This is a genomic window from Variovorax frigidus, assembly GCF_051216515.1.
Classification (GTDB): Bacteria; Pseudomonadota; Gammaproteobacteria; order Burkholderiales; family Burkholderiaceae_C; genus Variovorax.
This window is the reverse complement of the sequence record NZ_JBPJZF010000002.1, coordinates 282,811-294,679: the sequence shown is the minus strand read 5'-3', so window position 1 is coordinate 294,679 and position 11,869 is coordinate 282,811. Positions and strand designations below refer to the sequence as shown.

Genomic DNA, 11,869 nt, shown 5'->3' with positions numbered 1-11,869 from the left:
GATTCCTTTCAAAAAGGGTTCAGGAGTTGGAGCTGTCCTGCAGGCTGGGACTGGCGCCGCCACCGGCGTGGTCGCCCGAGCGCAGAACGTGGGCTGCGGTCGTCGCGGCTTGAGTCACCTGCTGCTTGCGGCGCATGCGCTGCGCCCATGCGGGCTCTGCTGCGGAAGGGGCCGATGCACTGCCTTCGGCAGCTGGACCAGAGGCGAATGCAGAAGGAGAGGTAGGCGCGACAGCATCAGCCACGAAGCTCGCAGCGTGGTCTTTGACAGTCTTGGCGCCGGAAGCGACGCGCTGGCCGGCTGCACTCGCCCCGGCCTTTGCGAGGCTGGCGAGGCCAGCACCGGCAGCCCGCACGCCACTACCGCCCGATGCGGCCGCGCCCGTCTGGTAAGCAGACTTCGCACCGCTGGCCAGGGCGCTGGCCGAGCGCGCGGCGGTCGCGCCGCCGCTGATGGCCGCATGCGCCGCACCGGGCGCCATCCGCGCACCCGCCGCGACCGCGGATCCGGCGCCCGCCACGGCCGCACCGCCGGCGACGGCCAGCCCCGCTGCGCCCATCGCGGTGCCTGCCGCAGCACCGGCGCCCAGCTGCGGCGCGCCAGATACCAGCCCTGTCGCAATCCCCGGCCCGAAGATCCCCAGGCCGAGCATCGCCAGCGATGCCAGCATGATCACCAGCGCATGGTCAATGCTAGGGTCTGCACCTGGTGGCACTGTGAACTCTGCGGACAGGCCGGAGCCGATGCCCACGATCACCGCGAGCACCAGTACCTTGATCCCCGACGACACCACGTTGCCCAGAACCTTTTCAGCCAGGAACGAAGTCTTGTTCCACAGCGCGAAGGGCACCAGCACGAAGCCCGCGAGCGTGGTCAGCTTGAACTCGATCAGCGTGACGAAGAGCTGCACCGCCAACACGAAGAACGCCACGATCAAGACGAGCCATGCGAGGAACAGCACCGCGATGGTGTCGAGGTTCGCGAACACCTCCGGGAACCCCGTCATGGTGCCGATCTGCTCCATGATCGGCCGGCCGGCATCGATGCCGACCTTGGCGAGCTGGCCTGGCTGCAGCAGCTGCGTTTGGCTCATGCCCGATCCCGAAGCGGTCAGGCCCAGCCCGGCAAAAGACCGGAACAGGATGCCCGCCAAGCTGTTGAAGTTGCCGATGATGTAGGCGAAGGCTCCGACGTACAGCACCTTCTTGATGAGCTTGGCGATCACGTCGTCACCTTGCCCTGAGGCATGGCTCATCGCCCAGAAGAGACCGGCGAGCGTCATGTCAATCGCGATCAGCGTGGCCGTGAGGAAGGCCACCTCACCGCGCAGCAGCCCAAAGCCGGAATCGATGTAGCGCGAGAAGACGTCGAGGAAGCGGTCAATGACCGCCACGTCTTGCACGGCTATTCCTTCGGCGCCGGCGATGCTGGCGATGAAGCGGGCGGCGTGTACGTCGGGCCACCGCTGCCGAAGAAGCGCCGACGCGTGGCCTCTGCCACTGCATTGCACTGCGCATCGCCGACCTTGGCATGGTCGGCCTTGCACTGCGCACGCAGTTCCTTCAAGCGCTCGGGGTTAGCCACGAGAGATTCGACGGATTCGATGGATGCCGGCTTGCCGCAGGCCACCATCAGCAGGGTTGAAGCCACGGCTGCGAGGATAAAGAGCTTGTTCATGGCTCGCCTCTCACTCGCTGTAGAAATTTACCGCGGCAGGCGTGTATGGCGTGCTCGCACCCATGAAGCGGCGGCGCACCTCGCGCGCTCGCTCCTGGACGGCAACTTGCCGCGCCTGCTCCAGCGCCGCCGCGCGGTCCTGCGTGATCTGAAGCTGCTGCGCTTGGATTGACTGCCGGGCCTGCAGGGCCAGGAGCTGATTGGTCGCCTGCGTGGCTTGCAGGGCACCGACGGCCGACTGGCTGCGGTTCACCAGATCCGTCAGCGTCGATTCGTCCGAGGCGAAGTTCTGCACCGCCTGAGACTGCACCTTGGTCGCGGTGCGAAGCGCGTCCAGCGAGTTCGTCCAGCGCTTGCGCGCATCCAGCACCATCTGTCCACTGGAGACCGTGGCACTGAACGACTCGGGATACATCTGCTGGAACTGCGTCTCCATCTGCTGCACGTTGAAGGCCAGGCCCTGCGCCTGTTGGATCAACTGGTTCGTCGCCGACAGCGCGGCGCGTAGTTCGTTCAGCGCGCTGAAGTCCAGACTGGTCAGGTTCTTCGCCTGGTTCGTCAGCGACTGCGCCTGGTTCTGCAGTTGCTTGATCTGGTTGTTGATCTGCTCCAGCGTGTTAGCGGCCGTCATGAGGTTCTGCGCGAGGTTCGTGGGGTCGATCACGACCCACTGCGCATGCGCAGTGGGCAGCGCGCTGATCAAGGCCGCTGCGGCGACGGCAAGCAAGGTCTTCTTCATGGCGTGTTCTCCTGAGTTGTGGACGAAAAGGATGGAGAGGAAGGAAACGAGGGGATGAGATCGGCCGCCCAGTCGAGGCCGCGATGGCGCAGCCAGGTGGCGGCAAATGCACTGGCATCGCCCTGTGCAAGCACGGCATCGATTGCGCGCTGGTCTTCCGGAGAGGAGGCCCCGACGAAAGCAAGCGCCGCCGGCCCCAGGCCAAGGTCGAAGACCCGGTTGCCGAGCCGCGACTGGTAGTAGTAGTCCCGCTTCGGCTGCGAGGTCGCGACGATGTCGATCTGCCGTGTGTTCAGGCCGAAGCCTTCGTAGATCGAGCGGATCTGCGGCTCGGGGGCTTGCGGGTTCGGCAGGAAGATGCGACTCGCGCAACTCTCCACGATGGCCGGCGCGATCGACGAGTTCTGGATGTCGGCCAGTGACTGCGTCGCGAAAATCACCGAGACGTTCTTCTTACGCAGCGTCTTCAACCACTGCCGGATGCGCGACGCGAACACGGGGTCGTCGAGGAACAGCCACGCCTCGTCGAGGATCAACAAGGTCGGCGCTCCGTCGAAGCGCTCATCGAAGCGCGCGAACAGATACCCCAACACGGCCAGCACCGCTGCTTTGCTTTGCATCAGCTCTTCCATCTCGAAGCACTGGATCGAACCCGTGCCGAGCCGGTCCGAATCCGCGTCGAGCAGCGTGCCGTGCGCACCACCCAGCACGTAGGGCTGCAGCGCCTGGCGCAGCGCGTTGGACTGCAGCAGGACCGACAGCCCGGTCATGGTGCGTTGTTCGGCGGGCGCACTGGCCAGGCTATTGAGCGCAGACCACACGGCGTCCTTCTCGGGCGGGCCGACAGCGACGCCTTCCTGAACCAAGCGTCCTTCGATCCAGTCGGCTGCCCAGGTCCGGTAGGCGTGCTGGTCGATGCGAGCCAGAGGCTGGAACGCAATGGCTCGGTCCGCGCCAAGGTCGTAGTGTTCGCCTCCAAGACCGAGCACGGTGGCGCGCATCGAGCGCCCCATGTCAAAGACGAGCAATTGGGAGCCTGCGTAGCGCCGGAACTGCATCGCCAATGTGGCGAGCAGCACCGACTTGCCCATGCCGGTCGGCCCGACCACCAGCGTGTGGCCCACATCGCCGATGTGCGTGACCAGCCGGAACGGCGTCGCACCATCGGTACGGGTGACGATCAGCGGTGGACCGTCCAGGTGCGCATTGCGCTCCGGCCCGGCCCAGACCGCCGAGACCGGCATCATGTGTGCCAGGTTCAGCGTCGAGACGATCGGCTGGCGCACGTTGGCGTAGGCATGGCCCGGGATCGACGAGAGCCAGGCATCGACCGCATTCAGGGTTTCAGGGATCGTCACGAATCCGCGACCCTGGATGGCTCGCTCCACCTGCCGCAGCTTTTCGTCTGCCGCGGCCGCATCGGCATCGAGCACCGTCACGGTAGCGGTGACGTAGCCGAAAGCCACCTGGTCGCTGCCCAGCTCCTGCAACGCCGCGTCAGCATCCGATGCCTTGTTCGATGCATCGGAATCCACTAGCGGGCTCTCCTGCTGGAAGATCGTCTCGCGCAGCAGCGCGACGATGTTCTTGCGCTTGACGAACCACTGGCGGCGCAGGCGGGCAAGCTCCTTCTCGGCTTCGGGCTTGTCCAGGCCGATGAGCCGTGTGCTCCAGCGGTAGGCGAAGCCCAGGCGGTTCAAATCGTCGAGCAGACCGGGCCAGGTCGACGTCGGGAAGCCGCGCACGGTCAACGCCCGAAGATGTGAGCTCCCCAGCATCGGCGCCAGTCCACCAACGAGTGGCTCATCCGCCAGCAGCGTGTCGAGGTGCATCGGCACCTCTGGCACCGCGACGGTATGTCGGCGCGTCGAAATGCACGCATGCAGGTAGGTCAAGGTCTGACCGTCGTCGAGCCAGCTGATCTCCGGCATGACGCCTTCGAGCAGCCCGAAGAAGCGTTCGGTCTCGGACACGAAAGTGGCAAGCCGTTCGCGCCAGTCAACGCCTTTGGTCTTCTGGTTCTCGTAGAGCAGCCGGCCCGCACGCGTGCGCGATTCCTCTGGTGGCAGATACAGCAGCGTCAGGTGGTAGCTGCTCTCGAAGTGGCTGGCGTCTTCCTCGAAGGCGGCGCGGCGCTCTTCGTCGACGAGCCAGGACAGTGGTTCCGGAAACGAGCACTCCGGGTAGTCCGCGGCTTCGCGGCGCTCGGCCTCGACGAACAGCGCCCAGCCCGAGCCGAGCCGGCGCAGTGCGTTGTTGAGGCGCGCTGACGTGGCGACCAGCTCGCCCTTTGTCGCGCTGTCCAGGTCTGGCCCGCGGAAACGCGCCGTGCGCTGGAAGGAGCCATCCTTGTTGAGCATGACGCCGGGTGCGACCAGGCCAGCCCACGGGAGCCAGTCGGCCAGGAGCGCCGGACGCTTGCGGTATTCGGTGAGGTTCATCATCGTGATGTCCTCACACGTCCAGCAGTTGACGGTGCTTGATGTGCTGCGCGAAGACCTGCATGAACTGCGGGTCCGTGCGGGCGCCCCATACAGCGAGTGAGTGCCCGAGGATCCACAGTGCGATGCCGGGCAACCAAAGCTGCAGGCCCAGCCCGACCGCTGCGGCCAGCGTGCCGTTGGCGATCGCCACGGTACGCGGCACGCCCCCCATCAGGATCGGTTCGGTCAGCGATCGGTGCAGCGGCACCTCGAAGCCCGGCGCCGAGCCATGCATCTGTGCAGTGGCATTCATGCCAGCACCGCCCCACCCGTGAAGCTGAAGAAGGTCAGGAAGAACGAGGAAGCGGCGAACGCGATGGACAGACCGAAAACGATCTGGATCAGCTTGCGGAAGCCTCCAGAGGTGTCACCGAACGCCAGTGCCAGCCCAGTGGCAATGATGACGATCACCGCGACGATGCGCGCCACCGGCCCCTGGATCGAATCGAGGATGGATTGCAGTGGTGCCTCCCACGGCATGCTGGAGCCGGCCGCGTGCGCGGGCAGCGCAACGGTGAGCAACACCGCCGCAGCAATGGCGGCGATCAGAAGCGGCTTTACGGAAGTACGCAGATTCGTCATGTCGGTTCTCCTGTGGATGACGGGTTGTGGGAAATCGAAGGAAAGCCCGGCCCAAGCGAGGTGTCGAGCTGGTAACCATGACTGTCGAAGCCGACGACGCGCGCGATCTCCCGCACGCGACGCGCGCGGCCGCGGCCTGCGATGAAGACGATCACGTTGACCGTCTCGCCGATGAGGGCGCGCGGGACGGTGACACTCACCTCCTGCACGAGCTGTTCGAGCCGCGTGAGTGCGCCAGCGGCGGAGCCGGCATGCACGGTGGCGATGCCACCCGGATGCCCTGTGCCCCAGGCCTTGAGCAGGTCCAGTGCCTCGGCGCCGCGTACTTCGCCCACGACGATGCGGTCCGGCCTCAGCCGAAGGGTGGCGCGCACAAGGTCGGCCATGGTGCTGACGCCGGGCTCGGTGCGCATGCCCACGTGATCGTCACTGCGGCACTGCAGCTCCACTGTGTCCTCGAGGATCAGCACCCGATCGCGCGTCTCGGCGATTTCGTCGAGCAGAGCATTCGCGAGCGTTGTCTTGCCTGTACTGGTCCCGCCCGCGACGACGATGTTCAGCCGGTCGTGCACCGCCGAGCGCAGGAAGGCCGCCTGCTCGGCCGTCATCACGCCGTCTTCCACGTAGCGTGCGAGGTTCATGATCCGCAGCGCCCGCTTGCGGATCGCGAACGACGGCGCCCGCACAACGGGGGGCAGCACACCCAAGAATCGCTCGCCGGTCTCAGGCAGCTCGGCTGAAAGGATCGGCGCGCCCGGATGCACTTCCGTGCGAACGTGCGCAGCCACGAGCCGGATGATCCGTTCGACCACCGGTGCAGGAAGCGCGGTGCCGGTCGGCGCGCGGCCAGTGCCGAGACGGTCCACCCACAGCGATCCATCGGGGTTCAGAAGCACTTCAACGATCTCCGGGTCGTCGAGCGCCGCCGCGATCTCTGGCCCCATCGCCGTGCGCAGCATGCGGATGCGGCGGACGGCGGATTCACCGCCGTCACCCGCGCCTCCGCCCTGAGCAATGTTGATAGACCTCATGCTCTTTCTCCTTCACTAGACATGGCTGGGTCGTCTCCATGACTCGCGCCGTCGGAGGAGGGCGGCTGGTGGCCTTCACCCGTTTGCTGTGCCGGTGCAACCGGCTCGATCTCCTGATGGATCTCGCGAACCAGGCTGCGGCCGCGCTGGATGTGGCGGGCCAGTTGTTCTATGAACTGCGCATAGCGGGCGCGGCCCTGGGCGCGCATGGCCTCCTGCTGGTGCTCGGGCACCGGCAGCGCCACGGTCAGGTAGTGGCGCAGGTACAAGGCGACGGTCTCGATGAGCACGCCCTGGTCGCGTTCCAGACGGTCGAACTGGCGCGACAGGCGATCAAGGCGCTTGGCCAAGGCCGCCTCCCGCTGGTCCTCGCCGTCGGGCGAAAGGAATGACGCCAATGCCGCCGCGATCACGGCGGACTTTGAAACGCCTTTGTGCGCGGAGACCTGGTCCAGGCGCTTGGCGTGGGCTGGTTCGATGAAGATGTTCAGGCGTGTGCGACTCATAGGGCGATCCCGTCGTCGGGGTCCATGGCGGCAAGACGTGCGCTGCGCGTGAGTTGCCGGTCCACGTCCTGCGGACGCAATGGCATGTCGTCCTCATCGTCGAGCACTAGCAGACCATCGTCGGCCGGAAGGATCGGCGTGTCGGGGGCCATCTCGAGTTCGGGCTTGAGCTGGTGACCTCCCTCGTCGGCAAAGCCGCCTTCCTCGGCACCGGAAGAAGATTCCGTCGCTGCGAGCGGAGCCAGCCCACTCCAATCGTCAGAGCGTGCCGCAGGGCGATCCGCATAGACACCTGATGCCAGCACCGGTGGCGGAAGCACCCGCGCAATGAAGTTCCGATCCTCGTAGTAACGGAGCTTTTTCGCTTTGATCGGCGGGTGGCCCGAGACCATTACCACGGAGTCATCGGGCGGAAGCTGCATCACTTCGCCCGGCGTCAGCAGCGGCCGCGCGGTCTCCTGCCTCGAGACCATGAGGTGGCCGAGCCAGGGGGCCAGCCGGTGGCCGGCGTAGTTGCGCTGCGCGCGCAATTCAGTCCCGGTGCCCAGTGCCTCCGAGATGCGCTTGGCAGTGCGTTCGTCGTTCGTGGCGAACGCGATGCGCACATGGCAGTTGTCCAGGATCGAGTGGTTCTGGCCGTAGGCCTTGTCGATCTGGTTCAAGGACTGCGCGATCAGGAAGGCGCGCAGCCCATAGCCGGCCATGAAGGCCAGTGCGGACTCAAAGAAGTCCAGCCGGCCCAGTGCCGGGAACTCATCGAGCATCATCAGCAGCTTGTGCTTGCGCGCGATGCCATCCGAGCCGTCGAGCGATTCTGTCAATCGCCGGCCGACTTGGTTGAGGATCAGGCGGATCAGGGGCTTGGTGCGGCTGATGTCTGAAGGCGGAACGACCAAGTACAGCGACACGGGATGCTTGGCCGAAATCAGGTCGGCGATGCGCCAGTCGCAGCGGGAAGTCACCGCGGCCACCGTCGGATCGCGGTACAGGCCCAGGAAGCTCATGGCGGTGGACAGGACGCCGGAGCGTTCGTTGTCACTTTTGTTGAGGACCTCGCGGGCGGCGGAGGCGACGACAGGATGGACCTCATCACCCAAATGCTTCGTGGTCATCATTCGATGCAGCGTCACCTCGAACGGGCATGCCGGATCGGACAGGAAGTTGGCAACGCCGCGCAGCGTCTTGTCCTCGCTCGCGTAGAGCACGTGCAGGATTGCACCAACCAGCAGTGCATGGCTGGTTTTTTCCCAATGATTGCGGCGCTCCAACGCTCCTTCGGGATCGACCAGGATGTCGGCGATGTTCTGCACGTCGCGGACCTCATGCATGCCGCGTCGCACTTCAAGCAGCGGGTTGTAGGCTGCGCTCTTCGAGTCGGTCGGGTTGAACAGCAGGCAGTGGCTGAATCGCGTCCGCCAGCCTGCGGTGAGGTTCCAGTTCTCGCCCTTGATGTCGTGGATCACGGCCGACCCGGTCCAGGACAGCAGCGTGGGGATGACGAGACCGATACCCTTGCCTGAGCGCGTGGGGGCGAAGACCATCACGTGCTCCGGGCCGTCGTGGCGCAGGTATGCGAGAACTTTGCCGCTCAGCTTGCCGAGGAATACGCCGGTGGCGCGGATCAGACCGGCTTGTTGGATCTCATCGGCATCAGCCCAGCGGGCCGAACCGTAAGTCGTGACGCGTTTGGCCAGACGTGAGCGCCAGACCGCCATGCTGATGGCAGCGCCGGTGGCGAGCAGGCCGCTCGATGCCGCGATGGTGCCGCCGCGAAGGAACACGTCGGGTGCGTAGGCATCGTAGAAGTACCACCACTCGAAGAGCTTCCAGGGCTCGTAAACGGGCACGTCGGAAATATCGAACCATGCAGCTCCGAGCCGCGGTTGATAGCCCAGCGCATGAGCCGTCCACTGTGTTGCCGACCACACGCCGCCGAAGGCCACGCCCAGTACAACGCAGATCTGTCCGAAAAGGATGCCTGTGGGCATCGTCCACCCCTTTCACGTCTTGGTTCCGTCTTTGTTTGCGTCCTGCCTCCAGCACGCACGTGCCGCAGCGGCACAATTGCTTGAGTCTGGAATCGGATCGCCGCGATGCACACCCAACAGGGCGTGGCACGGCGTACGCTGGCGGGTACGTGAAAACGCAAGTGGCTGGCCCGATCAACGACGGCCTAAAGGCCGTCGAGCCTGCAGCATTGCAAAGCATGAGCAGCTTGTCCAAGGCCGATGGCGCGACGCACCGCTGCGATACGGCCGGCCTTGTAACGATCAGTGCAGCATCTTGGCGTGGGTCAGGAAGCGCCGCAACTCTTCAGGCAGGCCGAAGCGCCGTTGCTTGTGAAGCACCCAGGTGATGATGCGCTCATCTTCTTGGAGCGGTACCGCGACCACGTCGGTGCGGTGCAATGTGGCGGCATGACCCGCATCTGCCAAGCCGACACCCATGCCGGCGGCGATGCGTGTGACGTAGCCGGCCAGGCTGCTCGCTTCGCCCGTGATCGTGAGTTGCGTTCGATGGCGCCGCACGATGTCGCGCATCTGCTGCACCAGGCCCGGCTGCCGGTCAGCCCTGCATGAGATCAAAGGGAAGGCCAGAAGGTCGGCCAGCGCCACCTTCTCCAAGGACGCGAGCTCGTGCCCAAACGGCAGCATCGCCACCAGCGGGTAGTTCCAGGCCGGCTCCTGAGCGATGGCCTCGTCTTCCGGCAGACCAAAAGATACGCCGGCATCGATCTCTTCGCGTCGCAAAGCGGCGGCCAGTTCATCGGCGCTCATTTCCGACAACTCGAGTGGCGTCTCTGGCACTAGCGTCCGCCAGGCAGCGATGCATTCGGACAGCCTGGGTTGAGCTATGCCATCGGCCACACCGATGCGCAAAGGGGCACGGTAGCGAGAATCGGTCGCGCGCACGACGCGGCGCGTGCGTTCCACCCGGATGAAGAGCTTGCGGGCTTCCTTCAGCAAACGTGCACCGGCTGGGGTAAGACGCAGTTGGCGCGGCATCCGCACGAAAAGCTGCACCTCAAGCTGTTCTTCCAGATCGCGGATGGTGCGTGACAGCGGCGTCGGGTCGATGTGGATGCGCTCGGCGGCGCGGCGGAAACTAAGTTCTTCCGCGACTGCAACGAAATAACGAAGGTGCCGCAGTTCAATCATCGGTACACGCCGCAGGTTGACCGGCGGCCTTTAGATCCCGCGTGCCAGGACGCTGAGCTCCACGCCTCGGCCAATCGAGATGAGAGGGTCTTCCTGATAGTGCTGCCTCTGCCTGGCCGACTGGCGATCCATTTCTCGGAGCGAGCCTGCGGTCGATGGACGTGCGAGCGCGGCAGCTTGGCAATTTCGGCGTGTGCGGCAGCGAGCTCGGAGGCAGGCACCACGGCCTCACCGGCGGAGACCATGCTCAACCCTCCCTCGTGCTCCAGCCTACGCCGCTGGAACAACAAGCTCGCGGCAACGCTTTCCGGACGTGCAACCGGCAACACGCTCGTGCCCGGTTTGTAGCTTCGGCGTACCAGTGCGGCCTTCTCTGCGAGGGGCCTGCGCCTGCGGCGCTGGTCCCTCATGATCACTCCGACGGTATCCGTGTTCCTAGTCGTACTCACAGTCCTACTCCTATCTTTAAAGATCGCGATAGACCGTGTTCTGTCATTCAAAGGGCCAGCTCAGCTGCAGGCAGTACATGCGCAGCAATGCGAAGTAAGCCCACCGGCTGGCGGCCAGCGCCTACTCGTGCCTTTGGCGACTTGCGTGCCGACACGGTCTTAGTGAAGAAGGCCGGAATGCCGGCGCCGCCGCGCGCAGCTTTTCGGCCAACGTGCCCTGCGGCGCGAGTTCGAGTTCGAGGTCGCCGGCGAGGTATTGGCGCTTGAACTTCTTGTTCTCGCAGATATAGCTCGCGACCATTTTCTTGATCTGCCGGGTTTCCATCAGCTTGCCCAGGCCGAAGCCGTCGACGCCCGCGTTGTTCGAAATGCAGGTGAGGTTCTTGACACCCGAATCGGGCAGCGCGGCGATCAGCGCCCCGAGACTGCTGCACAGGCCGAAGCCGCCGACGGCGAGCGTTTCCCTATCGGCAACGGCGCCCTTGGGCGCCGCGTCAGCGGACGGATAGATCTTGTTCACCATTTGTTTGTCCCAGAACGCAGTGGAAGACTGCGCGAAGCACCTTTATCGCTGTTGCTCGGTGCTCAAGGTGTTGCTGAGCCAGGGGTAAGTCGCCAGCCGCTGTCTCTCAAATTTAGCGATCCTGTCTGCATGGCTCAACGTCAGCTCAATCTCGTCAAGTCCTTCAAGGAGACAGTGCTTGCGAAATGGCTCAATTTCGAAGCCGATTACTGAGCCGTCCGGTAGCGCGATCTGCTGGCCAGATACGTCGATCGCAAGTTCGTAGTCGGGCTCGACTGCGATTTCGTCGAACAGGCGTCTAACGATGGAGACATCCAAAACGATCGGAAGCATGCCATTTTTGAAGACATTGGTCCGGAAAATCTCCCCGAACGACGGTGCAATCAACGCCCGGAAGCCAAACTGTTGCAACGCCCACGGCGCGTGCTCTCGGCTCGATCCGCACCCGAAGTTCGGACCTGCCAAAAGAATGCGTGCGTTTGCGTAACGCGGTTGGTTTAGCACAAAGTCAGTGTTAGGAATCCGCTGCGACTGCGGCTTGCCAGGCTCACCCGGATCAACGTACCGCCATGCGTCAAATAGGTTCGGCCCGAAGCCGGTACGACGGATCGACTTCATGAACTGCTTCGGGATGATCGCGTCGGTGTCAACGTTCTCTCTGTCGAGAGGGGCGACAACGCTTCGCACTGACTTCAACTTATCCACAGTTATCGCCCGATCT

At 64.6% G+C, this 11,869-nt stretch carries 11 protein-coding genes and 2 pseudogenes; all 13 read right to left on the bottom strand.

The window, feature by feature from the left end; all coding sequences use genetic code 11:
* Positions 1-19 precede the first annotated feature (19 nt).
* Positions 20-1,402: a P-type conjugative transfer protein TrbL gene (trbL, locus tag ACSFBC_RS06640; protein ID WP_435509525.1), complete on the bottom strand. Its 1,383-nt coding sequence runs from the start codon at positions 1,400-1,402 to the stop codon at positions 20-22.
* A 2-nt stretch (positions 1,403-1,404) separates the two neighbouring features.
* Positions 1,405-1,677 (bottom strand): EexN family lipoprotein, encoded by a 273-nt coding sequence (locus tag ACSFBC_RS06635; RefSeq protein WP_435509524.1) that lies wholly within the window; start codon positions 1,675-1,677, stop codon positions 1,405-1,407.
* A gap of 10 nt (positions 1,678-1,687) precedes the next feature.
* Entirely contained in the window at positions 1,688-2,416 is a 729-nt protein-coding gene (gene trbJ / locus ACSFBC_RS06630; RefSeq protein WP_435509523.1) for a P-type conjugative transfer protein TrbJ, read from the bottom strand.
* Positions 2,413-4,860, bottom strand: a complete 2,448-nt coding sequence (gene trbE / locus ACSFBC_RS06625; protein ID WP_435509522.1) for a conjugal transfer protein TrbE — start codon at positions 4,858-4,860, stop codon at positions 2,413-2,415. The genes trbJ and trbE overlap by 4 nt, the downstream gene beginning before the upstream one ends.
* 10 nt (positions 4,861-4,870) lie before the next feature.
* Positions 4,871-5,134, bottom strand: a complete 264-nt coding sequence (locus tag ACSFBC_RS06620; RefSeq protein WP_475544557.1) for a VirB3 family type IV secretion system protein — start codon at positions 5,132-5,134, stop codon at positions 4,871-4,873.
* 14 nt (positions 5,135-5,148) lie between these two features.
* Complete coding sequence (locus ACSFBC_RS06615) at positions 5,149-5,481, bottom strand: TrbC/VirB2 family type IV secretion system protein (protein ID WP_435509520.1); 333 nt, start codon at positions 5,479-5,481, stop codon at positions 5,149-5,151.
* Positions 5,478-6,512: a P-type conjugative transfer ATPase TrbB gene (gene trbB, locus ACSFBC_RS06610; RefSeq protein ID WP_435509519.1), complete on the bottom strand. Its 1,035-nt coding sequence runs from the start codon at positions 6,510-6,512 to the stop codon at positions 5,478-5,480. The genes ACSFBC_RS06615 and trbB overlap by 4 nt, the downstream gene beginning before the upstream one ends.
* On the bottom strand, positions 6,509-7,018 hold the full coding sequence (locus ACSFBC_RS06605) for a CopG family transcriptional regulator (RefSeq protein ID WP_435509518.1): 510 nt from the start codon (positions 7,016-7,018) through the stop codon (positions 6,509-6,511). The genes trbB and ACSFBC_RS06605 overlap by 4 nt, the downstream gene beginning before the upstream one ends.
* Complete coding sequence (locus ACSFBC_RS06600; protein WP_435509517.1) at positions 7,015-9,006, bottom strand: conjugal transfer protein TraG; 1,992 nt, start codon at positions 9,004-9,006, stop codon at positions 7,015-7,017. Before ACSFBC_RS06600 ends, ACSFBC_RS06605 begins: the two co-directional genes overlap by 4 nt.
* A gap of 282 nt (positions 9,007-9,288) precedes the next feature.
* Positions 9,289-10,176 carry a LysR family transcriptional regulator gene (locus ACSFBC_RS06595; protein WP_435509516.1) on the bottom strand — a complete coding sequence of 296 codons (888 nt, stop codon included), beginning with the start codon at positions 10,174-10,176 and terminating at the stop codon, positions 9,289-9,291.
* A 167-nt stretch (positions 10,177-10,343) separates the two neighbouring features.
* Positions 10,344-10,586: pseudogene (locus ACSFBC_RS06590) on the bottom strand (transposase); the annotation flags it as partial.
* A gap of 156 nt (positions 10,587-10,742) precedes the next feature.
* A pseudogene (locus tag ACSFBC_RS06585) lies at positions 10,743-11,145 on the bottom strand (CoA transferase subunit A); the annotation flags it as partial.
* A gap of 45 nt (positions 11,146-11,190) precedes the next feature.
* Positions 11,191-11,853, bottom strand: coding sequence for a 3-isopropylmalate dehydratase small subunit (leuD, locus tag ACSFBC_RS06580; RefSeq protein WP_435509515.1), 663 nt, complete (start codon positions 11,851-11,853; stop codon positions 11,191-11,193).
* Positions 11,854-11,869 lie beyond the last annotated feature (16 nt).